The sequence below is a fragment of the Rhodococcus sp. P1Y genome, assembly GCF_003641205.1.
Classification (GTDB): Bacteria; Actinomycetota; Actinomycetes; order Mycobacteriales; family Mycobacteriaceae; genus Rhodococcoides.
In genome coordinates this window covers 3452614-3477392 of record NZ_CP032762.1, presented here as the reverse complement: position 1 = coordinate 3477392, position 24779 = coordinate 3452614, and the positions used below count along the sequence as shown (strand labels likewise).

The 24779-nt window shown below is 63.2% G+C and carries 23 protein-coding genes; 13 read left to right on the top strand and 10 right to left on the bottom strand.

The annotated features are described in order from the left end of the window. The 3 genes from D8W71_RS16110 to D8W71_RS16100 all read left to right on the top strand — a co-directional run bounded on the left by D8W71_RS16110 (nucleotide 1) and on the right by D8W71_RS16100 (nucleotide 4726). Entirely contained in the window at nucleotides 1-1326 is a 1326-nt protein-coding gene (locus D8W71_RS16110; protein WP_121114710.1) for an HRDC domain-containing protein, read from the top strand. A gap of 71 nt (nucleotides 1327-1397) precedes the next feature. Continuing rightward, nucleotides 1398-2624, top strand: a complete 1227-nt coding sequence (locus tag D8W71_RS16105) for a thiolase family protein (RefSeq protein WP_121114708.1) — start codon at nucleotides 1398-1400, stop codon at nucleotides 2622-2624. Beyond that, on the top strand, nucleotides 2621-4726 hold the full coding sequence (locus tag D8W71_RS16100; protein ID WP_121114706.1) for a 3-hydroxyacyl-CoA dehydrogenase NAD-binding domain-containing protein: 2106 nt from the start codon (nucleotides 2621-2623) through the stop codon (nucleotides 4724-4726). Before D8W71_RS16105 ends, D8W71_RS16100 begins: the two co-directional genes overlap by 4 nt. 108 nt (nucleotides 4727-4834) lie before the next feature. Here the strand turns inward: D8W71_RS16100 and D8W71_RS16095 are convergent, their stop codons facing one another. After that, a complete protein-coding gene (locus D8W71_RS16095; RefSeq protein WP_121119341.1) occupies nucleotides 4835-5725 on the bottom strand; it encodes an SDR family NAD(P)-dependent oxidoreductase in 891 nt (296 codons plus the stop codon). 104 nt (nucleotides 5726-5829) lie between these two features. Here D8W71_RS16095 and D8W71_RS16090 point away from each other — a divergent pair, with 104 nt between their 5' ends. The 4 genes from D8W71_RS16090 (at nucleotide 5830) to D8W71_RS16075 (ending at nucleotide 9330) form a co-directional block, all read left to right on the top strand. Next, complete coding sequence (locus D8W71_RS16090; RefSeq protein WP_121114704.1) at nucleotides 5830-6693, top strand: helix-turn-helix transcriptional regulator; 864 nt, start codon at nucleotides 5830-5832, stop codon at nucleotides 6691-6693. A 60-nt stretch (nucleotides 6694-6753) separates the two neighbouring features. Continuing rightward, on the top strand, nucleotides 6754-7488 hold the full coding sequence (locus D8W71_RS16085) for an SDR family oxidoreductase (protein WP_236077460.1): 735 nt from the start codon (nucleotides 6754-6756) through the stop codon (nucleotides 7486-7488). 138 nt (nucleotides 7489-7626) lie between these two features. Beyond that, a complete protein-coding gene (locus D8W71_RS16080; protein ID WP_121114700.1) occupies nucleotides 7627-9024 on the top strand; it encodes a sugar porter family MFS transporter in 1398 nt (465 codons plus the stop codon). 21 nt (nucleotides 9025-9045) lie between these two features. Beyond that, on the top strand, nucleotides 9046-9330 hold the full coding sequence (locus D8W71_RS16075) for a YciI family protein (RefSeq protein ID WP_121114698.1): 285 nt from the start codon (nucleotides 9046-9048) through the stop codon (nucleotides 9328-9330). A 12-nt stretch (nucleotides 9331-9342) separates the two neighbouring features. On the opposite strand, the gene dxs is transcribed toward D8W71_RS16075, so the two are convergent. Further along, entirely contained in the window at nucleotides 9343-11223 is a 1881-nt protein-coding gene (dxs, locus tag D8W71_RS16070; protein WP_121114696.1) for a 1-deoxy-D-xylulose-5-phosphate synthase, read from the bottom strand. Nucleotides 11224-11437: 214 nt separating this feature from the next. Here dxs and glsA point away from each other — a divergent pair, with 214 nt between their 5' ends. Further along, entirely contained in the window at nucleotides 11438-13264 is a 1827-nt protein-coding gene (glsA, locus tag D8W71_RS16065; RefSeq protein WP_121114694.1) for a glutaminase A, read from the top strand. A 31-nt stretch (nucleotides 13265-13295) separates the two neighbouring features. Here the strand turns inward: glsA and D8W71_RS16060 are convergent, their stop codons facing one another. Both D8W71_RS16060 and D8W71_RS16055 read right to left on the bottom strand, forming a co-directional pair. Continuing rightward, nucleotides 13296-14051 (bottom strand): anti-sigma factor, encoded by a 756-nt coding sequence (locus D8W71_RS16060; RefSeq protein ID WP_121114692.1) that lies wholly within the window; start codon nucleotides 14049-14051, stop codon nucleotides 13296-13298. Then, nucleotides 14048-14791 (bottom strand): sigma-70 family RNA polymerase sigma factor, encoded by a 744-nt coding sequence (locus tag D8W71_RS16055; protein WP_121114690.1) that lies wholly within the window; start codon nucleotides 14789-14791, stop codon nucleotides 14048-14050. Before D8W71_RS16055 ends, D8W71_RS16060 begins: the two co-directional genes overlap by 4 nt. Before the next feature lie 125 nt (nucleotides 14792-14916). Here D8W71_RS16055 and D8W71_RS16050 point away from each other — a divergent pair, with 125 nt between their 5' ends. Together D8W71_RS16050 and D8W71_RS16045 are read left to right on the top strand one after the other, a co-directional pair. After that, the gene (locus D8W71_RS16050; protein ID WP_201265102.1) at nucleotides 14917-15894 is read left to right on the top strand and encodes an ATP-binding cassette domain-containing protein; all 978 of its coding nucleotides are present in this window, start codon (nucleotides 14917-14919) and stop codon (nucleotides 15892-15894) included. Next, nucleotides 15891-16730, top strand: coding sequence for an ABC transporter permease (locus D8W71_RS16045; RefSeq protein WP_121114686.1), 840 nt, complete (start codon nucleotides 15891-15893; stop codon nucleotides 16728-16730). The genes D8W71_RS16050 and D8W71_RS16045 overlap by 4 nt, the downstream gene beginning before the upstream one ends. Nucleotides 16731-16733: 3 nt before the next feature. On the opposite strand, the gene D8W71_RS16040 is transcribed toward D8W71_RS16045, so the two are convergent. From D8W71_RS16040 to D8W71_RS16020, 4 genes are all read right to left on the bottom strand, one after another. After that, nucleotides 16734-17267 carry a CGNR zinc finger domain-containing protein gene (locus tag D8W71_RS16040; RefSeq protein WP_121114684.1) on the bottom strand — a complete coding sequence of 178 codons (534 nt, stop codon included), beginning with the start codon at nucleotides 17265-17267 and terminating at the stop codon, nucleotides 16734-16736. Nucleotides 17268-17495: 228 nt separating this feature from the next. Next, a complete protein-coding gene (locus tag D8W71_RS16030; RefSeq protein WP_236077459.1) occupies nucleotides 17496-18506 on the bottom strand; it encodes an iron-siderophore ABC transporter substrate-binding protein in 1011 nt (336 codons plus the stop codon). Between the two features lie 43 nt (nucleotides 18507-18549). After that, the gene (locus D8W71_RS16025; protein ID WP_121114680.1) at nucleotides 18550-19815 is read right to left on the bottom strand and encodes a class I SAM-dependent RNA methyltransferase; all 1266 of its coding nucleotides are present in this window, start codon (nucleotides 19813-19815) and stop codon (nucleotides 18550-18552) included. Nucleotides 19816-19817: 2 nt separating this feature from the next. Continuing rightward, entirely contained in the window at nucleotides 19818-21815 is a 1998-nt protein-coding gene (locus D8W71_RS16020) for an APC family permease (RefSeq protein ID WP_121114678.1), read from the bottom strand. A gap of 208 nt (nucleotides 21816-22023) precedes the next feature. Between D8W71_RS16020 and D8W71_RS16015 the strand changes: the two genes are divergently transcribed. From D8W71_RS16015 to D8W71_RS16005, 3 genes are read left to right on the top strand one after another with little or no spacing between them, the layout of a single operon-like run. Next, nucleotides 22024-22689 (top strand): potassium channel family protein, encoded by a 666-nt coding sequence (locus D8W71_RS16015; protein WP_201265409.1) that lies wholly within the window; start codon nucleotides 22024-22026, stop codon nucleotides 22687-22689. A 33-nt stretch (nucleotides 22690-22722) separates the two neighbouring features. After that, complete coding sequence (locus tag D8W71_RS16010; RefSeq protein WP_121114674.1) at nucleotides 22723-23382, top strand: potassium channel family protein; 660 nt, start codon at nucleotides 22723-22725, stop codon at nucleotides 23380-23382. After that, a complete protein-coding gene (locus D8W71_RS16005; protein ID WP_121114672.1) occupies nucleotides 23379-23672 on the top strand; it encodes a GNAT family N-acetyltransferase in 294 nt (97 codons plus the stop codon). The genes D8W71_RS16010 and D8W71_RS16005 overlap by 4 nt, the downstream gene beginning before the upstream one ends. On the opposite strand, the gene D8W71_RS16000 is transcribed toward D8W71_RS16005, so the two are convergent. Further along, complete coding sequence (locus D8W71_RS16000) at nucleotides 23635-24324, bottom strand: DUF3159 domain-containing protein (protein ID WP_121114670.1); 690 nt, start codon at nucleotides 24322-24324, stop codon at nucleotides 23635-23637. The genes D8W71_RS16005 and D8W71_RS16000 overlap by 38 nt on opposite strands. A 45-nt stretch (nucleotides 24325-24369) precedes the next feature. Beyond that, nucleotides 24370-24747 carry an OB-fold nucleic acid binding domain-containing protein gene (locus tag D8W71_RS15995; RefSeq protein WP_121114668.1) on the bottom strand — a complete coding sequence of 126 codons (378 nt, stop codon included), beginning with the start codon at nucleotides 24745-24747 and terminating at the stop codon, nucleotides 24370-24372. Between the last annotated feature and the right edge of the window lie 32 nt (nucleotides 24748-24779).

Genomic DNA, 24779 nt, shown 5'->3' with positions numbered 1-24779 from the left:
ATGTCAACGACCAGTTCCGGTGAGCCCTCGGTAGCAGATGAGCCCTCGGCGGCAGTCGACTCCACCAGTGCCGAGGACTCCGCGAATACCGGAGACTCCGCGCCCCCGGTAGTTCCGCTGTTGGCACCGGCCGACGGTGTACCCGCGGTGGTCGAGACCCCCGAAGGAGTCGTAGCTGCTGCAGCGCTTCTGGCGTCCGGCAACGGTCCGCTGGCAGTCGACGCCGAACGTGCTTCGGGGTTCCGATACTCCCAGCGCGCCTACCTTCTGCAATTCCGTCGGCGCGGAGCAGGCACCGTGTTGCTCGACCCGATTCCGGTCACCGACCACCTCGGTCCGCTTGCGGCGGTCATCAATCCACTCGAATGGGTTCTGCATTCCGCTGACCAAGATCTCCCGGGGTTGGCCGAACTCGGTCTGGTCCCGCAGACGCTGTACGACACCGAACTGGCCGGACGGCTCGCGGGGTTCGAGCGCGTCGGTCTCGGAGCGATCGTCGAGCGCACGCTCGGACTGTCGCTGCAGAAGGGCCACGGCGCGGCAGACTGGTCGACGCGGCCGCTGCCCGACACGTGGCTGAACTACGCAGCCCTCGACGTCGAAGTTCTCCTCGAACTACGCGACGCCATGGCCGCCGAACTGGAGAGCCAGGGCAAGACCGAGTGGGCGGCGCAGGAGTTCGCGCACATCCTGACCCTCGGTCCCCCGAAACCCAAGACCGACAGGTGGCGTCGAACCTCGGGGATTCACGCGGTCACCTCGCAGCGTGTTCTCGGCGCCGTGCGCGAATTGTGGCACGCACGAGACGAACTCGCGCAGCGCCGCGATATAGCGCCGAGCCGAGTGTTGCCGGACTCAGCCATTGTCGCTGCGGCATCGGCTGACCCGAAGAGCGAAGGTGAGCTCCGAGCTCTGCCCGTCTTCGGGGGTCCGCGCCAGCGTCGTTCGACCGGGGTGTGGCTCGCCGCTCTGGGGAGGGCCCGCACACTCCCCGCATCCGATCTTCCACCCAAGTCGGCGCCCTTCGACGGTCCGCCGCCGGTGAATCGGTGGGCGCGCCGTGATCCCGAGGCTGCCGAGCGCCTCGGTCTGGTGCGAGCAGCCATGACCGAGCTGAGCGAGAAGGTATCCGTTCCGGTCGAGAACCTGCTCATGCCCGATGTCCTGCGGCGGCTGGTGTGGGACTGGTCGACCACTGGCGACGGCGACACGCACGCCGCGATCGACGCCGAACTGGTCGCGGGGCGAGCTCGCGACTGGCAACGTGAACTGGTCGTGCCCGTCCTGGCCGATGCTCTGACCCCTCGCCAAGTTACCGGCGAGTAATACCGGCTACAGTGGACACGAGCCCGGCGTCGGCCGGGCCTGTATCCGCATCTGCTCGGGAGGATCGAAGCGTGTCTGTACCCGCGTCCACCAGCTCACAGCGCAATGTCGTGTTCGTCGACGGCATCCGCACTCCGTTCGGCAAGGCAGGCCCCAAGGGGATCTATGCCGACACCCGCGCCGACGATCTCGTCGTCAAAGCCATCCGGGAACTACTTCGCAAGAACCCCAACCTCCCACCCGAACGGATCGACGAGGTCGCGATCGCCGCGACTACGCAGACCGGTGATCAGGGCCTCACCATCGGCCGCACATCGGCCCTTCTGGCAGGGCTGCCGCGCAGCGTGCCCGGCTTCGCCATCGACCGCATGTGCGCAGGCGCGATGACTTCGGTCACCACCACCGGTTCCGGCATCGGCTTCGGCCAGTACGACGTGGTCATCGCAGGCGGTGTCGAACACATGGGCCGCCACCCGATGGGTGAAGGCGTCGACCCCAACCCGCGCTTTCTCGCCGACAAGCTCGTCGACCCGAGCGCGCTCGTCATGGGTAACACCGCAGAAAACCTGCACGACCGGTTCCCGTCGATCACCAAGGACCGCACCGACGCCTACGCCGTCGCCAGTCAGAACAAGTACGACGCTGCCAAGAAGGCCGGCTACATCGCCGACACTCTCGTTCCCGTCGCGACGAAGTCCGCTGCTGGCTGGGGTCTGGCCACCGAGGACGAACCTCCTCGTCCCGGAACCTCGCTCGAAGATCTCGCGAAGCTCAAAACTCCGTTCCGCCCCGCAGGACGCGTCACCGCGGGCAACGCTGCAGGCCTCAACGACGGTGCCACCGCGGCGATACTTGCCGGCGAGGACACCGCCCTTGAACTCGGCTTGAACATCGGCATGCGCATGGTCGGCTTCTCGTTCGCAGGTGTGGATCCCGCCGTCATGGGCATCGGACCCGTTCCCGCCACCGAAAAGCTCCTCGGCCGAACCGGATTGAGCATCTCCGACATCGGTCTGTTCGAAATCAACGAAGCGTTTGCCGTCCAGGTGCTCGCGTTCCTCGAGCATTACGGAATCGCCGACGACGACCCCCGCGTCAACCAGTGGGGCGGCGCCATCGCGTGTGGCCACCCACTCGCGTCCTCCGGCGTTCGCTTGATGACGCAGCTGAGCCGTCAGTTCGCACAGCAGCCCGACGTCCGCTACGGCCTGACGACCATGTGCATCGGTCTCGGCATGGGCGGCACTGTCATCTGGGAGAACCCGAACCACTCCGACTACTCGGGAGCAGCCAAATGAGTGACATCACAACAGCGTTCACGGACGAAGTAGTCACCAACGCGTTCACCAAGATTATCTCTGTTCCCGGTCTCGAGGGCTCGATCGCTCTGGTGACGCTGGACAACGGTTACGACCACACCAAGCCGTCGACCTTCGGTCCCGGTGGACTCACGCAGTTCGACGCCGCCCTCGACGAAGCGTTCGCCGCGAACCCGGTTGCGATTGCAGTCACCGGCAAACCGTTCATCTTCGCGGTCGGTGCGGACCTCAATGGTGTGCCGAACATCAAGACCAAGGACGAGGCACTACAGATCGGGCAGCTCGGCCACAAGGTGTTCCGACGCCTGCGTGAGTCCGAGATTCCGACGTTCGCCTTCATCAACGGCGCTGCCCTCGGCGGCGGCCTCGAAGTCGGCCTGCACTCGCACTACCGCACCGTCGCCGACAACGCGGCTGCTCTCGGGTTGCCCGAGGCGTTTCTCGGTCTCGTTCCCGGATGGGGCGGGACTCAGTTGCTGCCCAACATCATCGGCGCATCCAACGCCGTGACGGTCGTCATCGAGAACTCGCTCAACCAGAACCGCACCCTCAAGCCGCAGCAGGCACTCGACCTCGGTATCGCCGACGCCGTCTTCGGCGGAGCAGACTTCATCGAGCAATCGCTCGCCTGGGCTGCACAGGTGATCAAGGGAGAGATCACTCCGGCTCGCCCGGAAATCGACCGCGGACAGGCGTGGGACGACGCCATCGCACGCGCCAAGGGCATCGTGGCCGGCAAGACCGGCAACTTTGCGCCTGGCCCCGTTGCTGCCGTCGAATTGCTGGAACTTGCCAAGTCGACCGACATCACCGACTCCGCGTCGCTCGACAAGGCGTTCGCAGCCGAGGACGAGGCTCTCTCGTCCTTACTCGTCCGCGACGAGCTCCGCGCCGGCCTCTACGCATTCGATCTGGTCCAGAAACGCGCGAAGCGTCCTGCAGGCGCACCGGACAAGTCGTTGGCGCGCAAGATCTCCGGCGTCGGCATCGTGGGTGCAGGCCTCATGGCCAGCCAGCTGGCATTGCTGTTCGTTCGCCAGCTCAAGGTGCCGGTGATCCTCACCGACATCGACCAGGAGCGCATCGACAAGGGCGTCGGGTACGTACACAGCGAGATCGACAAGCTGCTCGGCAAGAAGCGACTGTCGCCCGACGCCGCCAACCGCCTCAAGGCCCTCGTTTCGGGCTCGATCGACAAGGCTGCGTTCGCGAAGACCGACTTCGTCATCGAGGCAGTGTTCGAGAACCTCGACGTCAAGAAGAAGGTGTTCGCCGAGGTAGAAGAGTTCGTCTCTGCCGAGACCATTCTCGCCACCAACACCTCCTCGCTGTCGATCACCAAGATGGCAGCGGACCTGAAGCATCCCGAGCGTGTCGTCGGGTTCCACTTCTTCAATCCCGTTGCGGTGCTTCCTCTGCTGGAGGTCGTCAAGGGCGAGAAGACCGACGATGCCACTCTGGCAACGGCTTTCGCGACCGCCAAGACGCTGCGTAAGTCCGCAGTTCTGTCCGCGGACCTCCCGGGCTTCGTGTTCAACCGGCTCGTGACGCGCGCATCGGGCGAGATCATCAGCGCCATCGACGAGGGCACACCCTTCGACGTAGCCGACGGCGCCGTAGCCGAACTCGGCATGCCGATGAGTCCGCTCACGCTGCTCGCCCTCGTCGGACCGGCCGTCGCATTGCACACCGCGGAGACCCTCGCCGAGGCGTACCCCGAACGCTTCAAGGACTCCCCCGGTTTCCGAGCGCTCGTCGATGCGAAGAAGCCAGGAGTCTGGACTTACGGCCCCGAGGGTCAGATCGTGGATCCCGAGGTCGCCGCGCTGTGGCCGCAGGGTGATTCGCCATCGACCGCAGAGCAGGTCCTTGACCGAACCCGACGCGCGTTCGCCGACGAGATCAACATCATGCTCGACGAAGGCGTCGTCGCCGCGGCAGAGGACATCGACCTGTGCCTGCTCCTCGGTGGCGGCTTCGGCTTCTGGAACGGCGGCATCACCCCGTACCTCGACCGGACCGGTACCTCGGAAGCCGTGACCGGCAAGCGATTCCTCGCTCCTGGCGTCGCCAACGTCTGACCGCAGGCTCCACTCACGACCACTGGGTCGAGATCGAAGTTGTGCACGTCTTTCACCCGAAATTCGTGCACAACTTCGATCTCAGTGGTCAGGTGAAAACGAGACTTGTCACAATGTGTTCAGAAACTCGATGAGCTCGGATTCCCGTACGGAGTCGTAGGACTGCCTCGACGAGGAAACGACACGACGACGATCCACGTAGTCCCCCGTGCTCGTACTCACGACGCCGAGGACGAGATCTGCTAACGCTGCGCCGGCTTGCGCGGACGTGGTCGCGAGTGGCGTCAGAGCAAGTACCGGGCCGAGTGCCCGCATCGCGAGTTGCACTCCTCGACCAGCGTGCCTGGTCAGGCCTGTTCCTGGGACGAGACCTGGGTTGAACGAGACAATGTCGACACCGGGTGGAAGTGCCCGCGCCCAAGCGTGAACGAGATAGATTGCCGCGAGTTTGCTGGTCGAGTACGCCGTTCTGCCAGCACGTGCCGAGTCCGGCTCGGCGAAGGCACCGGGACGAGCCAGAACCTCCGGCGTAGACCACACAGGCGCCGGAACGAGCGCGAGATTGTGCAGCAGGTCCCCGAAATGTGTGTCGCTGACCGTGATTACGATCCGCGACGACGGCGCGAGCTGTGACTGAAGATGCGTCAGTAACAGACTATTTGCCACGACGTTGACTGCGAACGTCGCTTCGAGCCCATCGGCCGTCGAAGTGAGGGCATCGGTGTGCTGGATACCCGCGTTTCCGACGAACCTGTCGAGGATCGGTAGCACGCCGTCTTGCAGCAGGGCGCAGATTTGACGCCCGGCTCGTCTCGTCGCCGCGATGTCGGCGAGGTCGGTGTCGATGAACGTGACCCGAGGTGATACCGGACCCGGGCGCCGACCGACGAAGACGAGGTGCGCGTCCGGGTCGTCTTCGAGCAGCCTCGACGCGGCTACCGCACCGATTCCCTGACTGGCTCCGGTCATGACGATGGTGTGTGCGGAACTGGTGTTCATGGACACGACGCTGCCACCGGCACACCACTCCAGCCAGAACCCCGGGAGACGGTAGGACCAGCAGTACCAGGATGCGCCGAGCCGTTTCGGGAGAAGATGGACCGATGACCGACACGGCATCAGGCCTCGGCGAAGTCCTTCGTGGATGGCGGGACAGGCTGTCGCCCGTCGATGCAGGCTTGCCGACCGGCCCGAGGAGACGCACCCAGGGGCTCCGTCGCGAGGAGCTGGCCCAGCTGGCCGGTGTATCCGTCGACTACCTCGTCCGTCTCGAACAAGGCCGTGCGACGACGCCGTCCGCACAGATCACCGCAGCTCTGGCGCGGGCTTTGCAACTCGACAGCGCCGAGCGCAATCACCTGTACCGATGCGCGGGCCTATTGCCACCCGAGCAGGGAACCATAGACCGGCATGTGAGCCCCGGCATCGCACGTCTCGTCGGCCGGCTTGCGGACACCCCGGTGGCCGTGTTCGCGGCGGACTGGGATCTCCTGTCTTGGAACCCCATGTGGAGTGCGCTGCAAGGTCATCCTGCAGCCATCGACCCGCGGCACCGAAACCTGGTGCGCGTCATGTTCGGCAACGACGACCGTGCCCGCGTGTCCTACCCGCCCTTCACATCGACGGCGAACCTCGAACACCTGGCGACGGCACTCGTCGCCGACCTTCGTGTGGCCGCGGTTCGATTCCCCGATGACGCCCCATTGACCACGTTGATCTCCGAGTTGCGCTCACAGAATACGTATTTCGACACACTGTGGCGCTCCGGAACGGCGGGCCAGCACGCCACCGACCGCAAGACGATCCACCACGACACTGTCGGCGACATCACTCTGGACTGCGACGTTCTCAACGCTCCTGGATCCGATCTTCGGATCGTCGTCTATACCGCTGCAGCCGGCTCTTCGGACGCGGAGAAGCTCGAGTTTCTGCGCGTCGCTGCGGGGGTGGCCACTGCAGGACACTGAGACGCTTCCCACTGTGCGCTACATTTCGACACGCTGTCTCGTCGTAAGGACATGAACGCAATGAAGATCGCAGTAGCAGGTGGAACCGGTGCCGTCGGAAGGCATGTCGTAGATGTCGCCCGTGAGAGTGGACACGATGTCGTCGTGCTCACTCGGTCGAACGGGGTGGATCTCGTGTCCGGATCGGGCCTTGCCGACGCGCTCACCGGAGTCGACGCCGTCATCGACGTCGCGTCGAAGCAGACGATGTCGGCAAAGGAATCAACGCAGTTCTTCACGACGGTGACACGCAATCTTCTGGCCGCCGAGAAGGCTGCGGGCGTGGCGCACCATGTGGCACTGTCGATCGTCGGATCCGACCAAGCCCCCTACGCGTACTACGCAGGGAAAGTGGCGCAGGAGAAGGCGATCGGAGTCGGCGACATTCCCTGGACCGTCCTACGCGCGACTCAGTTCCACGAATTCGCAGGACAGATATACGGTCAGGTCAAGCTCGGTCCGTTCGTCGTCGTTCCGAAGATGCGCTCACAGCCGATCGCCGCAAGAGAAGTCGCCGAACGTCTGGTCGATATTGCCGAAGGCACGCCCGCAGGGTTGGTTCCGGATCTCGGCGGCCCGTGCGAGGAGCAGATGGTGGACATGGTTCGCGACTACGCTGCCACGCTCCCGGGTAAGCATTGGGTGCTGGAGCTTCCTGTTCCCGGCGCCTACGGACAGGCGATGCGCGACGGCACGCTGGTGCCCGGTCCCGGCGCCGACCATGGAACGCAGACCTTCCGCGACTGGCTTGCCTGACACCCCCACAGCTCCTGAACCCGGAGGACGCAGGTAACTCTTCGGGTGAAATCCGATGATTTTCGCCACCGTTGAGCCAACCGGGTCCATGATGACGTTGACCACCACCGATGCTGGCTCCAAGAAAGCTGGGTTCGCATGACGCAGCCTGCAGAAAATCACACCGCGAAAGTCATCGGCGTCACCATTGCCGCTGCAGTCGGCGGCTTCTTGTTCGGTTTCGACAGCTCGGTCGTAAACGGGGCGGTCGACTCGATACAGGAGAACTTCGGCCTCAGCTCGTTCGTCACCGGATTCGCCGTCGCCATCGCACTGCTCGGCTGCGCCGTCGGAGCCTGGTTCGCCGGCCGGCTCGCGGACAGTTGGGGACGCAAGCGCGTCATGCTGCTCGGGTCTGCCCTGTTCACCATCTCTTCGGTCGGGTCGGGATTCGCTTTCAGCATCCCCGATTTGATGCTCTGGCGCGTGCTCGGTGGGCTGGGAATCGGTATAGCCTCCGTCATCGCCCCCGCCTACATCTCGGAGATCGCACCGGCCCGCTACAGAGGCGGCCTCGCATCACTGCAGCAGCTCGCAATCACCGTTGGAATTTTCGCGGCACTCCTGTCCGACGCCGTACTGCAGAACGCGGCAGGCGGCCCGTCGAACGACCTGTGGTTCGGCATGGAAGCCTGGCGATGGATGTTCCTCGTGGGCGTAGTCCCTGCCCTCGTCTACGGATTCCTGGCCACACTCATTCCGGAGTCGCCGCGATACCTCGTCGGCAAGCATCTGGACGAAGAAGCTGCCCGTGTACTCGCCGAGATCACCGGCGAAGTCAATCCGGCCGAACGAGTCAAGGAGATTCGACTCACGCTGCGGCGCGAGGCGAAGTCGTCGTTCAGCGATATCCGTGGTCCGAAGTTCGGCCTTCAGCCGATCGTCTGGGTCGGCATCACGATGGCAATCCTGCAACAGCTCGTCGGCATCAACGCCATCTTCTACTACTCGACGACGCTGTGGAAGTCGGTCGGGTTCACCGAAAATCAGTCTTTTGTCACCTCGGTGATCACATCGGTCATCAACGTCACCATGACCTTCGTCGCGATTCTCTTCGTCGACAGATTCGGGCGGAAGAATCTCCTTCAGATCGGCTCGATCGGAATGTTCGTCGGCCTCGTGCTGGCTGCGGTGTCGTTCACTCAGGCCACCGGTTCGGGTGACGAGCTGACGTTGCCCGCGCCATGGGGAACGATCGCACTGATCGGTGCAAATCTGTTCGTAATCTTCTTCGCGGCCACCTGGGGTCCGATCATGTGGGTCATGTTGGGCGAGATGTTCCCGAACAACATGCGCGCGGTTGCCCTCGGAATCAGTACCGCCGCCAACTGGGTAGCGAATTTCGCCATCACACTTGCATTCCCGCCGTTGACCGACTCGATCGGTCTCGGATTCATCTACTCGTTCTTCGCGTTCTTCGCATTGCTCTCGTTCTTCTTCGTCAAGTTCAAGATCCGCGAGACCAAGGGCATGGAACTCGAGGACATGATCCTGTAACCCTCACGAGGAGGCACCGTCATGCCGATGTTCGTCGTCGAATACTCCTATACCACCGACACGTCGGGCGGCCGCGACGATCACCGCACCGATCACCGCGCGTGGGTTCACGAGATGGTGCGCCGAAAAACCATTCGATCCTCGGGGCCACTTGCCGACCACAGCGGCGCGATGTTCATCGTGCAGTCGGCCGACAAGGATGCGGCTGCACGATTGTTCGCACACGATCCGTTCACCCGCGCCGGTTTGGTCGAGGACATCCGAATAACCGAATGGTCGCCCTCGGCCGGCGAGTTCAGCGGTTGAGGGTCAACAGGGTCAGAGAGCCTTCGCCCATCCGGCGATTCGCTGGGTCAGATCCGATGCAGTGAGCCCGAGTTCGAGGTGGATCTGTTCGCGCGACGCGTGATCGAGGAACCGCTGGGGCACTCCCACATCGCGGCACACAGTGTCGACACCCACCGCTCTGATGGCGGCGGACACGCTCGAACCGATTCCGCCGTGGACACCGGAGTCCTCCAGTGTTACAACCAGTTTGAACTCCTCCGCGAGCTTCAGGAGAGATTCCGGTACCGGCAGGACCCACCTCGGATCAACCACCGTCACCGACAGACCGAGCTCGGTGAGCCGTGCTGCCGTCTCGATCGCCAACACCGAGAACGCACCGACGGCCACCACGAGGACGTCCTTTCCGGCCGACTCCGGCTCGACGAGAACATCGACGATGCCATCGAGCCGACGGACCGCCGGAATATCCTCGCTGACAGCACCTTTCGGGAACCTGAGTGCCGTCGGGCCGTCGGCGACCGCGAGCGCCTCACCCAACTCCTCGCGCAACGTCGCACAGTCACGCGGTGCAGCCACGCGCATACCCGGCACGATTCCGAGAAGGGACATGTCCCACATTCCGTTGTGACTCGCGCCGTCCGCACCGGTTACGCCCGCACGATCGAGAACGAGAGTGACCGGCAGGTTCAACAAAGCAACGTCCATCAAAAGCTGATCGAACGCGCGATTGAGAAATGTGGAGTAGACAGCGACGACCGGATGCAGTCCACCGAGCGCGAGACCGGCTGCTGAGGTCATCGCATGCTGTTCGGCGATACCGACGTCGAACAGTCGGCCGGGGTACTTTTCACCGAATGCCGCAAGTCCCGTAGGTCCGGCCATCGCTGCCGTGATTGCCACGATGTCCTCGCGCTCGGCCGCCTGATCGATCAGCTCGCGGGAGAACACCGACGTCCAGTCCGGCGCCGACTTCGACCGGGCTCGACCGGTCAGTGGGTCGATCACGCCGGTGGCGTGCATCTGATCTGCAACGTTGTTCTCGGCGTGCGCGTAGCCCATGCCCTTACGAGTGACCGCGTGCACGATCACTGGGCCGCCGTAGGATTTCGCACGCCGAAGCGCCGACTCGAGTGCCTGTTCGTCGTGGCCGTCGACCGGTCCGAGGTACTTGATACCGAGGTCGGTGAAGAGAACCTGCGGGCTGATCGCATCTTTCACGCCGGCTTTCATGCCGTGCAGCATCGCGTACGCGGTCTTCCCGACGAGGGGAATCTTCCGGACGATGCGACGCCCGTTGTCGAGAATTCGCTCGTATCCGGGCTGAAGACGAAGCGCTGCGAGATGTTCGGCCAGACCGCCGATGGTCGGCGCATACGACCGACCGTTGTCGTTGACGACGATGACGACCGACCTGTCCCTGCCCGCGGCGATGTTGTTCAGAGCTTCCCAACACATCCCGCCGGTGAGAGCGCCGTCGCCGACGATGGCGACGACGTGACGATCGCTCTGTCCGGTCAGTTCGAAGGCCTTGGCAAGGCCGTCCGCATAGGACAGCGACGCGGATGCGTGCGAGGACTCGACCCAATCGTGCTCGCTCTCCGCGCGCGAGGGATATCCGGACAGTCCACCTTGCTTGCGGAGGGTGTCGAACGCGCCCATCCGCCCGGTGATCATCTTGTGCACGTACGCCTGGTGGCCGGTGTCCCAGATGATCGGGTCGCGAGGCGAATCGAAGATCCGGTGCACCGCGAGAGTCACCTCTACGACCCCGAGGTTCGGACCGAGATGCCCGCCCGTGGCGGACACCGTCTCGACGAGGAACTCGCGTATTTCCTCGGCAAGATCCGCCATTTCGGACGGGTCGAGGCGGCGCAAGTCCTCAGGCGTCTGGACCCTGGCTAGGACACCCAACGAGATCGCTCCCTCCGGCCGGTAAATCTTCGGTTACAGCACACGTACACGACATCGACGAACTATCGATCCCCACAGTCTACGTAACGTGTCGTAGAGCGAACCCGAACTTCACGCGTAACTCGACAATACTGCCGCCGGGTCACGGTTCCCAACTACGGCGACGCGTCGGTGATCACAGTCGAAATGCGAGGTCGAAGCATAGGGTTGCCTCATGCCGACTGTCGTCGATCAGATTTTGCAGCACGTGTTCGACAGCTGCCGAGACAACACCTCGGGCGCTGTCGCCGACTACATTCCGGAACTGGCCGCGGTGACGCCGGACGGGTTCGGAATTGCGTTGGCCACAAGCGACGGATACGTCTACGAAGTGGGCGACACATCTGTCCCGTTCACGATCCAATCGATCTCGAAACCGTTCACCTACGGTCTCGCACTCGCCGACCGCGGTGAAGCGGCAGTTGCCGCAAAGATCGACATCGAACCGTCAGGGGAACCGTTCAACGAGATCAGTCTCGACCCGATCACCGAACGCCCGCGCAACCCCATGATCAACGCAGGTGCCATCACGTCGGCGTCGTTGATCGCCGGACGAAGCGGGGAAGAACGTTTCGAACGCATCAGGAGTGCCTACTCGCGCTACGCCGGGCGTCGGCTCTCGTTCAATCCCGACGTGTACTCCTCCGAAGCTCGCACCGGAAACCGTAACCGCGCCATCGGCTACATGTTGCGCTCGTTCGACATCATCACCGGCGATCCCGACGATGCTGTCGACCTGTACTTTCGGCAATGTTCGATCGACGTCACCGCCACGGACCTGGCCATGATGGCCGCCACCATGGCGAACAACGGACTCAACCCACGAACTCACGAACGCGCGCTCGCCCCTGCGCTGGTCGAACGTGTACTGAGCGTCATGACGACGTGCGGGATGTACGACGGCGCGGGTGACTGGGTCGCGCGGGTAGGGATGCCTGCCAAAAGCGGCGTCGGTGGCGGCATCCTCGCGGTACTACCCGGCCAGATGGGGATAGCCGTCTACTCACCACGCTTGGACCAGCATGGAAACAGCGTCCGAGGGGTCGATGCGTGTCGTGAACTGTCCAAGAAACTGGAACTGCACTTCCTGCACGTCACACGCGCGGCACGGTCGGCGATACGCGGCCGGTACACGATTGCCGAGACGCCTTCCCGGCGCAGACGCAGTGAGATCGAGCAAGCCGCGATCGCCGAATTCGGACACAGGGCGCGGATCTACGAACTGCACGGGGATCTTCTGTTCTCCGGCGCCGAGACCGCGGTGCGTGAAATCGGAAACCTCGACGAAGATCTCGACGCGCTCGTCATCGACGTCCGAGGCGTCGACGAAGTCAGCGACATCGCCCGAGCGATGTTCGACAGTCTGCGTACGCAGTTGGCCGACCGCGGCTGCCGCGCGTCCCTCGTCGATCCGCGTGCCGTCATGGGAAAGACTGCGTCGAGCGTGAATCCCAAGGGCGCCGACGGGCGTGTCTTCGGTGATCTGGGATCGGCGATGCAGTGGGCCGAGGAGATCCTGCTCGACCGCTATTGCGTAGGACCTCGACAGCCCGAAGTAATACTCCCCCAGGATCATCCGGTTCTCAGCGGTCTGGATCCGCAGAGGTATGCACAGGTGGCCGAGGTGTTGAGCATGCGAAGCTACGCCCGCGGCGACGTCATCGTTCGGACCGGCGATCCTGCGGCGGGATTGTTCCTCATCCTCGCGGGACAGGTCTCCTCGACGTTCACCGCACCCGGGGGGTCACGCCACCGGATCTCGACGCTCTCGCCAGGTATGAGCTTCGGAGAAATGCCGTTGCTGGCAAAGACACACTTCATTCTCGACTTTCGCGCCGACACACCGCTGTCGGTCGCAGTGATCGAGGTGGCGGACTTCGACGCACTCACCGCCGACGCGCCGGAGGTCAAACTGGACCTGCTGACCAACCTCGCCACAGGCGCTTACATGCAGATGAACACAGCGATCAAGTCGCTCGGACAGTTCGATCCCGAACGCTGACGAGATGCGTCCGGGATCGACAGCCGCTTTTTCAGGCGTCGAGGGTCGCCATAGTCAGTACTTCGGTGGGCTGCGGTGAGCCACCCGCTGGTTCGAGCGAGAATGCGAAATTGGTCGCTTGGCCCATACCCTCGATGACCGTGCCGTCGCCTGCGGTCAACTGCTCCGGAGTCACGAGCCCGACGGACCGAGGTGTGCCGTCGACGAACCACATCTGATAGTCCTGGCCTGCAGCAGGCGCGGCAACCCCGTCGAGTTTCACCACGACCGAATTCGAATCGCGGGAGTACGAGATAGTCGCGGTTCCACCACCGGGGAATTCGGCAGTGGTCTCGCGAGCGTCGGGTGCAGCCACGATCTGCTCCGCCTGACTCGGCGTCGAATCGTTGCCGAGTACCTGCGTCGCCACGACTCCGCCACCTACCGCAACAACGACGGCGGCCGCCGCAGCCATCATGGACATACGCACGCGGTTGCTCCGACGTTCGCGATGACGACGCATGCTGCTGACGTTCGACTCCACAGGCTGCGGAACCACCTGCACAGCACTCGGGAGCTCTTCCAGTACACGGGTTTTGAGGTAAGCAGGCGGATCGACCGCATCGAGCACCGACATCAGTGCCAACGTTTCCTGGATTTCGCTGACCAAGATGTTGAACTGAACGCGCGCGGTGTCGTTGACCGAAACGAGGTCCCGTTCGATGTCGGCCTCTTCGGCCGAGCTCACGGCGTGAAGCGCATAGACCTCAGCCGAATCCAGCAGCCGCTGTCGCGATGCTTCGCTCATGAGGGTGTCACCCCCAGACATGTCTTCAACTTGATCAGTCCATCCCGTATTCGCGATTTGATCGTCGGCACGGCCACTCCGAGCCGTTCTGCTACCTCGCGGTAGGTCCATCCGCTGTAGTAGGCCATTCGGACCGATTCACGCTGTGTATCGGTCAGTGTGTCCAAGCATGCAATCACTGCGTCCGACTCGAGTCGCTGCGTCACCGCTTCGAGCACCTCGTCGTGCTCGGGTGTGTGGCTGATCGCTCCGTACGCGGCTTCGCGGTCGGTTCCGGATTGCTCGGATCGAACTCTGTCCACCGCTCTGCGGTGAGCGAGGGTCATGATCCAGGCGAGCGGGCTTCCCTGGTTCGGGTCGTAATTGGGAGCCGACCGCCAGATCTGGAGGAAAACTTCCTGCGTCGTCTCCTCGCTGTATCCAGGGTCGCGAAGCACTCGCAGAACCATGCCGTAGACGCGCGCCGACGTGGCGTCGTACAACTCACCGAACGCCCGCTGATCGCCTGCGGCAACAGCGGCCATGAGTCGACGAAGTCGTTCGGCCTCGTCTGCACGAAGATTGCGCAGTTGCGCGCTGGGAACTGCGCAAGCCTGGCCGTCCTCGACCACCGACGGGTTGTCTTCTGATTCCGGCGTCCCCCACAGCGGTGAACCCGAAGTCGGATCGGTGCTCACCGGAACAAGGTCCCATCGGAATAGACTCTGATCGCGTTCATTGATCAAGAGAGTAGTGCTCATGTAGCTCTCACACCGAAACCTCCGCGTTTTCCCGCCGCACAACATATTCGGTACACCGTGCGAAACGGATGGCTACGCGGGAAAATGAATTGCATCAGGCGTCCAATTCGGACAACGTTGGAGGAATGGGACACATGCCGGCTATCGAGACAACGGGCCTGATCAAACGGTTCGGCGACACCGTCGCAGTGGATGGAATCGACCTGTCGGTCCCGTCCGGTGGTGTATACGGAGTTCTGGGGCCCAACGGAGCGGGCAAGACCACGACGATACGGATGCTCGCGACGCTCCTTCCGATCGATGGCGGGTCCGCGCGTGTCCTCGGCCACGACGCATCGACCGAGGCGGACAGCATTCGGAGCAAGGTATCGCTGACGGGGCAGTTCGCCTCTCTGGACGAGGACCTCACCGGCACCGAGAACTTGATCCTCTTGGCGCGGCTCTACGGCTATTCCCGTCCCGCAGCACGCTCGCGAGCAGACGAGCTGCTGACTGCTTTCGGAATCGCCGACGCCGGCGGTCGCCAGGTCAAAACGTATTCGGGCGGAATGCGCCGCCGGATCGATATCGCAGCGAGCATCATCGTCACACCAGAGCTGATCTTTCTCGACGAACCGACCACCGGGCTCGACCCACGCAGCCGCAATCAGGTCTGGGACATCGTGCGTGCCCTTGTCGCGGGCGGGACAACGGTCCTTCTGACGACCCAGTACCTCGACGAAGCCGACCAGCTTGCCGGCAGGATCGCGGTCATCGATCACGGAAAGGTGATAGCCGAGGGCACCACGGGCGAGCTCAAGGCGTCCGTCGGCGCCGGATCTCTTCACGTACGCGTTGTCGATCCGGCTCGACGCGCCGATGCTGCCGCGATCCTGAGATCACTGTTGTCCGAGGCAGTTGTCGAGGAACCCGACCCTGTAGCCCTGTCCGCCCGTCTGAATCACGCATCCTCGGTTGCCGCCGCGCTACCGGCGTTCGAGGACGCCGATATTGCGGTGGCGTCGTTCGCGATCGGACAGCCGAGCCTCGACGAGGTATTTCTCGCACTCACCGGCCATGCCGCAGACGACGAATCGATCACCGAAACGGAGATTTCTTCATGACCACGACGTCGACTCGGAAGTCCGACACGTCCGCCTCGGTCGCGGATGTTCTTCGTAGCGGCTCGACCCGGCCTGCTCGGCCGAGTGCAGTGGCAAGTTCGTTGTCCTTCGGCTGGCGGGCTCTGCTCAAGATCAAGCACGTACCCGAGCAACTGTTCGACGTGACGATGTTTCCCATCATGTTCACGCTGCTGTTCACATACTTGTTCGGCGGCGCGCTGGCGGGATCCACCGAGGCCTACATCCAGTTCCTGTTGCCAGGAATTCTGGTCCAGACCGTGGTCATGATCACGATGTACACCGGCGTGACGTTGAACAAAGACATCGAGAAGGGTGTGTTCGATCGCTTTCGGTCGCTTCCCATCTGGCGCCCGTCACCGCTCGTCGGCGCTCTGCTCGGCGATGTGGTTCGCTATTCGCTCGCATCGGTGATCGTGCTGATCCTCGGCGTGATCATCGGTTTCCGCCCGGACGGAGGCATCGTCGGCGTCGTACTGTCCATCGCGCTTCTGCTCGTCTTTTCGTTCTGCCTGTCCTGGGTGTGGACGATGATCGCGATGATCGTGCGCACCGAGGCCGCAGTCATGGGCGTATCGATGTTCATTCTGTTTCCGCTGACGTTCGCCAGCAACATCTTCGTCGATCCGCAGACCATGCCGGGTTGGCTCCGCGCGTTCGTCGAGGTCAACCCGGTCAGCTTTCTCGTCACGTCGATTCGATCCCTGATGAACGGGGAACCGGACGGCACAACGCTGCTTGTGACGGCTGCGATGTGCGCAGGTTTCCTCGTGATCTTCGGTCCGATCACGATGCGGCTCTACAACCGCAAGACCTGACGGTCAGTGCGCGTGCCCGGCCGTTGCACGCGCGCGATGCCGACGGACTGCGTCGCGATTGGAACACACCGTGCCGCAGTACCGTTGACGGCCGGTCCTCGAGACATCGGCGAACACCAGCACGCAGTCCTCGGCGGCACAGCGTCCCAGCCGATTCATCCCGCGCCCGGTCAGGTGCAGCGCAGTCCCCACACTCACCAGAGCGCGTAACACCGATCCGAGTGGAATGTTCGGGTCGCGATAGTGCATGTGCCAACCGTCACCGGCGTGGTTCGTCAGCCGAGGGTACGCCGACGCCCGAGCGAGCAGACCGTTCAAGATGTCGGCCCGCTCGACGTCGGTTTCGGCATCGACGACCGTCGCCCATTCCGCGAGAAACGCTGCGGTGTCGACGAGATCGGCGTCGCTGGGGACGGTATCGACCACTAGACCGCCCCCGGCGCATCGCTCGCCGAGCTCGGCCGGCGTCATCGGTGGCGAGTTGAACAAAGAAACACCCAACTGAACCGCATATTCGCCGTAAGGGTTGATGTGCATAAGACCATTACAGCACAGTGGATGACATGCACACAGACACAACCACCGAATCCCATCCGCACAACTGGACGACGGCGAGCAGCCACAACACGAGCGAAGGAACGGTCAGCTACCAGCACTGTCGGTGCGGAGCACAACGCATACTCGCACGCACGTCATCGACACACGTACCGGTGGCGGTCGTCGCCGGCCGCTGAGAACTGCGGGTTTGCCGGGAGCTTCGGGTCCTTACTTGACCCGATCGGCGATCAGCGGCACGACCGCGTCGATCGCGTAGCGTACCGACAGTATGGAGTTGGTGGAGTACGACTTTGCGATCATCGGGTCTTCGAACACCAGCGATCGACCATCGCGCACCGCCGGGATGTTCTGGAACAGCGGGTTGTCCGTCACCTCCGACGGGGACTTCTCGATCGGGAAGATCACCACGACGTCGGCGTCGAGCAAGCCGAGTTCTTCCTCGGAGATCGGGACCGAAAAGCCCTTGGGGGTCAGCGCGTCGATGGCTGGATTGGACACGAATCCGAGCTTGCGCATGAACAACAGCCTCGAATTGTCGGCAATGTACGCACCGTAACCCGTCCCACTGAACGCTCCCACGGTGATCGTCCGACCCGCGAACTCAGGATTCGCCTCTGCCGCAGCGGCGAAGTCCGTTTCGAGCCCCGCGAGAAGGTCCGCCCCCGCGTCCGACTCCCCCAATGCCGCCGACACCATCGTCACCTGCTGCTCGATGGTGGTCAAGTAGTTGTCCGCACCCTCGGGAAGAGCGATCGTGGGTGCGATCTGCGAAAGCTTGTCGTAGCGATCCTGGTCACCCGAACTCTTCGTATCGAGGATGACGTCGGGCTCCAATGCGGCCACTGCCTCGTACGACGGTTCCTGCGTACCGATCAACACGGGCGCTTGCTCGTACAACCCGTCAGCCCACGGACCGACACCGTCGTCACCGAACGCAAGCCAGTCGCTCGCACCGACCGGCTGCACCCCGAGCGCCAATGCAGTCTCCGCGTCGGCCCACCCGAGCGCGACAACCCGCTGCGGACGCGTGTCGACAGTGACCTCGCCGAATTTCGTGTCGACCGAGACAGGAAACGCGGAGTCGGAGGAGGACTGCTCGGCGCTGTCGTCCGAATTCTCGGACACCGACGAACATGACACGACCACGCCTACTGCGGCAATCGCGGACAACATCGAGATGGCGGTCACAATTCGGGACTTACGATTCCGTTGGATCACCGGAAAGAACTTACGTGAGTGACTCGCGCATCGGTCGAGTCAGCTAACGGACGAAACGTCCGATGCACTCGACATGATGGCTCAGGGGGAAGGCGTCGAACGCTCGCACCTCGTCGAGGTGATAACCCGCATCTGCGAAAAGTTTCGCGTCGCGCGCGAACGATGCCGGGTCACAGCCGATGTGAACGATGCGGTCGGGTCGCCGGGACGCGACTGCGGCGACCACTTCCTTGTCCGCTCCCGATCGGGGCGGATCGAGGACGACGACGGTCGGCGTGGGCAACGCGTCGACGCTCCTCTCGACCCTCCCCGGGGTGAACCTCACCTGGGGTATGTCTTCGAGGGCACGGGCGCCGTCGGACGCGGCGCGACGGGAGAATTCGACGCTGATCACCTGTCCGCCCGTACCGACGTCGTCGGCAAGGATCGCCGCGAACACTCCGACGCCGCCGTACAGATCCCAGGCGACGTCGCCGTCGCTCATCCCGGCCCATTCGCGCACCACGTCGCTGTAGACCTGCGCTGCACCGCGATGCGCCTGCCAGAATCCTGTTGCGTCGAGCTCCCACTCGCGACCCGACACCGTCTCACGCACCCGCCCGGTACCGATGACCGGTTTCTCCGCACGGGTCTTGGCCGATGCAGCACGACGGGCTGACGCACCTCGACGTCCGGGCGATCGCCTTCCTGTGTTCGACACCGCGGGCGCGGCTATCTCGACGACGTGCCGATCCCCCGCGCTGTCTACGGCGACCGCCAATTCGGAGCCCGGTCGCCACCGAGCCTCGGCCAATCCGTCGTATGCGCCGGGCATTGCCTGCGGGCAGCTCAGGTCGGTCACGATCGTCGAACTTCTGTACCGGTGGAAGCCGGGACGGCCTGCGCCGTCCACCGCGAGCCGCACTCTGGTGCGCCATCCGGCACCCGAACCCGTGTGCGGAAGTTCCTCGACGGTCACCTCCCGCTCGATTCCGGCGATCCGGCGCAGCTGCTCCTGTAGCACCGACGATTTCATCGCCCGCCCAACGGCAAGAGTGGTGTGCGAGTAATCGCAGCATCCGGAACCGCCCGGACCCGATATCGAGCACAGCGCAGCGATTCGGTCGGGCGAGGCGGTCACGATCTCCACAGCGTCCGCCCGGCAGAACGATCCTCCACGATCTTCTGTCACCTTCGCCAGGACCGTTTCGCCTTCGAGGCCGTGGCGCACGAACAGCACACGACCGTCGTGTCGAGCAACGCAGAATCCTCCGTGGCCTGGTTTGCCGAGAGTCACCTCGACGGTCGTTCCGAACCAGCTGTCGGTCATCGTCACTTCCCCGTCTGCGGCTCGTAGCCACGGCGCGATGCGCCCGGTGCATTCTCGATACTTTCGCGCTTCGCGTTCGCCGAGGATCGCAACTGCCATGGAACGCTCGTCACCATGACTCCCGGCTGAAACAGCAAGCGGCTCTTCAGACGCAGGGCACTCTGATTGTGCAGAATCTGCTCCCACCAATGTCCGACGACATATTCGGGAATGAAGACCGTCACGACGTCCCGCGGCGAGTCACGTCGGACACGCTTGACGTAGTCGAGCACTGGCTTGGTGATTTCGCGATAGGGCGACTCCACGACCTTGAGCGGAACCGCTACGTCACTTGCCTCCCACTCCCGCACGAGCTGACGAGTGTCCGGCTCGTCGACGTTGACGGTGATTGCTTCCAGGGTGTCGGGGCGAGTCGCTCGGGCGTAGGCCAATGCCCGGAGGGTGGGCATGTGCAGTTTGGACACGAGCACGATCGAATGTGTACGACTCGGCAACACGCCGTCCCACTCCTCGTTCTCGAGCTCGCGGGCCACAGTGTCGTAGTGCTTTCGGATCAACCGCATCAGCACGAATGCCGCGACCATCGCAACGATCGCAATCCACGCCCCGGCAGCGAACTTGGTGACGAGCACGATCACCAAGACGGTTCCCGTCAGGGCCAATCCGACGCTGTTCACGATTCGCGACCGGAACATACGTCGCCGCTGATCAGGGTCTTGTTCGACCCGCAGCAGGCGTGTCCAGTGCCGAACCATGCCTGTTTGGCTCAAGGTGAACGACACGAACACGCCGACGATGTACAGCTGAATGAGTTTGGTCACCTCGGCGTCGAACACCACGACGAACGCAATGGCGGCAGCGGAGAGAAAGAGAATTCCGTTGCTGAACGCCAGCCGATCACCACGAGTGTGAAACTGCCGCGGCAAGTAACGATCCTGAGCCAGGACCGAGCCCAGCACCGGAAATCCATTGAAGGCGGTGTTGGCAGCGAGGACGAGGATGAGGGCAGTCACCACGGTGATGAAGAAGAATCCGATCGGGAATCCGTTGAACACCGCCTCCGCGAGCTGCGCGACCAGAGTCTTCTGGTGGTAGCCGTCGGGTGCACCGATCAACTGCTCGGCCGGCTCGAGCGCGTACTTGATGCCGATTTTCTCGGCCAGCAGGATGATTCCCATCAGTAGCACGATTCCGATGCCGCCCAGAAGCATCAGCGTCGTTGCAGCATTACGCGACTTGGGTTTGCGGAACGCGGGCACGCCGTTGCTGATCGCTTCCACACCGGTCAACGCCGCGCACCCCGAGGAGAACGCGCGGGCGATGAGAAACGCGAACGCGATGCCGTAGAGGTGCGAGTCCTCGGCTTTCAGTTCGAAGCCCGAGGACTCGGCGTGCAACTGGTCACCGAGTACGTAGACGCGAAACAGCCCCCAGCCGAGCATCACGAACATCCCGATCATGAATGCATACACCGGTACGGCGAAGGCGGCACCCGACTCACGAATACCGCGCAGGTTCACCGACGTGATCAGCACGATCGCGATGACTGCGAACAACACTTTGTGCTGAGCGACGAACGGAGCAGCAGAACCGATGTTCGACGCGGCCGCCGAGACCGACACCGCGACGGTGAGCACGTAGTCGACCAAGAGCGCGCTGCCGACGGTCAACCCTGCCGTCGGCCCGAGATTGACCGTCGCGACCTCGTAGTCACCGCCGCCCGACGGATAAGCGTGAACGTTCTGTCGGTAACTGGCCACGACGACTGCCATCACGACACAGACCGCGAGGCCGATCCACGGTGTGAGCGCGTACGCAGAAATCCCTGCCACGGAGAGAACAAGGAAGATCTCTTCCGGTGCGTAGGCGACCGAGGACATGGCGTCCGACGCGAACACCGGTAGTGCAATGCGCTTCGGGAGGAGGGTGTGACCTAGCTTGTCACTGCGAAACGGCCTACCGAGCACGAGCCGCTTGGCGGCGGTCGAGAGCTTGGACACGGTGAAAGCGTAGGCGCTCGAATTCCTCGTCGAACACCGGAGCGTCCAAACGCGCCGAGCGGTGCCCTTTCGGACCCGAAATGCCCGGTTCTGCCAAACCCCAAGCCGTCCGCGCTCGATTACCGCGTTGAGGCCCGTTACGTTGGTGTCGTCGTGTGATCATGTTCCGAGCGCCGGGACGAAAAGCGATTCGAATGGAGCTGTGCCTGTGTACGTAGTGGTGATGGGGTGCGGCCGTGTCGGTGCATCACTGGCTGGCGCTCTCGCGCGGATCGGACACGAGGTCGCCGTCATCGACCGTGACGAGACAGCGTTTCTCCGCTTGGACCCGTCCTTCGACGGTCATCGCGTCGTGGGGATGGGGTTCGATCGCGATGTGCTCGTCAAGGCTGGCATCGAGAAGGCCGAAGCGTTCGCAGCGGTGTCGTCCGGCGACAACTCGAACATCATCGCGGCTCGCGTGGCGCGCGAAACTTTCGGTGTCGAGAAGGTGGTAGCGCGCATATACGACGCCAAGCGCGCGGCCGTGTACGAACGGCTCGGAATTCCCACAGTCGCGACGGTCCCGTGGGCTACGGATCGATTCCTGCACAACCTACTGCGAGACGACCCGACCACCAAGTGGCGCGACCCCTCGGGCAGCGTCGCGGTAGTTCTTCTCGACATTCACGAGGGTTGGATCGGCAAGAAGCTCTCGTTCCTGGAGGACTCGACACGGTCGCGTGTGGCCTTTCTCATCCGCTTCGGCACAGGACTGCTGCCCGACAAAAAGACAGTGATCCAGTCCGAGGACGAGATCTACGTGGCCGCGGTCTCCGGCACGGTTGCCGAAGCCATTGCGTTGGCATCCAATCCACCTCCGTCCGATGACTAGTCCTTCAGCCGCCCCTCACAGAGACGGAATTTCATGAGAGTCGCAATTGCAGGCGCGGGAGCCGTCGGGAGATCCATTGCCCGAGAGCTGATTCGAAGCGAGCACTCGGTGATGCTGCTCGAACGCAAGCTCGATCACGTCGACAAGGACGCGATCCCCGAAGCCGAATGGGTACTCGCCGACGCCTGCGAGCTGTCCCTGCTCGAAGCCTCACGGCTCGAAACGTACGACGTCGTCATCGCGGCAACTGGAGACGACAAAGCCAATCTCGTGCTCAGCCTGCTGGCGAAGACCGAGTTCGGCGTCAACCGCGTCGTCGCACGTGTCAACGATCCGCGCAACGAATGGTTGTTCGACTCGTCGTGGGGAGTCGATGTAGCGGTCTCGACACCACGCATGCTGGCATCGCTCGTCGAGGAGGCTGTGTCGGTGGGCGATCTGGTGCACCTGATGACGTTCCGCAAGGGGCAGGCGAACCTGGTGGAGGTGACACTTCCTGAGAACACGCCGCTCGCAGGAAAACCCGTCCGAAAGCTCGCACTTCCCCGCGACGCTGCGCTGGTCACCATTCTGCGCGGAGGGAGGGTGATCGTTCCCCAACAGGACGACCCCCTCGAAGGCGGAGACGAATTGCTGTTCGTCGCCTCGGTCGAGGTCGAAGGAGAATTGCGTAAGGCCGTGGGTCTGCAATGACCATCTCACGGGAGACCGCGGTGGTCACCGACAACGCCGAGAACTCGCGGTACGAGATCATCGCAGGCAACCAAGTGGCAGGAATCGAGAAGTACTCACGTCACGAGAACGTCGTGACCTTCCTGCACACCGAGATCTATCCTCAGTTCGAGGGATTGGGTTTCGCCGGCAAGTTGGTGAGCGAGGCGCTCGACGATCTCCGCGAGCGGGGACTGCGTGTTCGTCCCGAATGCCGCTACGTGGTGAGCTTTCTCACGAAGCATCCCGAGTATCAGGATCTCGTGGAATGAGTTCCGGCTCCGGTCGCTCTGCCTGCTCTTCCAGTGCGCGATCGGCCCGTCGAACAGCCCAGAATGTGATCAACAGCGCTACCCCGGTGAGCGGCCAACCCATGCCGATCCGCGCAACCGCCAGCCATCCTGTCTGGTCTGCATCGTAGAGCTGCGATTGGACCAGGTAGCGAGCGCCGAACACGACGGCCCATGCGAACGTGGCGATGTCGTACGACACCACAGCCCGTCGGTTGCTTCGCCAGGACGTGCCCTTGCTGTTGAGGTAACCCCACGCGACACCGACCAGCGGCCACCGCGCGATCATCGAGATCACGAACACACCTGCATAGGCCAGCGACGTGTAGATGCCAAACAGGAAGTAGCCCTTCGCGTCACCGGTTCGGTAGGCGATGAACGCGCAAATTCCGACGCCGAAGAAACCCGAAATCGCAGGCTGGATGGGCGCCCGTTTCACCAGCCGCCAGACCATGACCCCCAGCGCAACGGCGAGCGCTGACCAGATTGCCGCCGCCAAGCTGTCGAAAATGCTGTTGACCGGCACGAACACCAACACGGGCAGCGTCGATGCAACGAGACCGGTCAGCCCACCGAGCTGTTCGAGAATGGTCTGCTTGCGGTCCTCGACGGGTCCGCCTTCACTGTCGGTCACGGCTACGAGCGTGCCACACCGCGTCGGCGGCGCCGAGGAAGGGCGTCAGGAATCGTCGCGAAGCTCGTAATACGGGTTGTAGACGATCTTCCGACCGTCGCGCTCCCCTACACGGCCGCGAATGAGGACCGTCTTACCCGGTTCGATACCCGGAATTTTGCGACGGCCGATCCACACCAGCGTCACAGGATCGGTTCCGTCGAAGAACTCTGCTTCGATGTTCGCGTTGGCCGCCTTCGAACATGCGTCGACACTGCGAAGTCGGCCGAACATCGTGACCTCGTCGCCGCGAGAGCAATCGCATGCACGCTGCGCGCCGGACGCGTCAGGTGATTCCGCCATCTTTTCGGCATCGAGCTGCTCGACGTCCTCGGTCAACTTCCGCGTCAGCTTGCGAAAATATCCTGCGGCAGCGGGTGCCATTGCGCGCTCCTGGAGCATCGACGTCGGGTGCC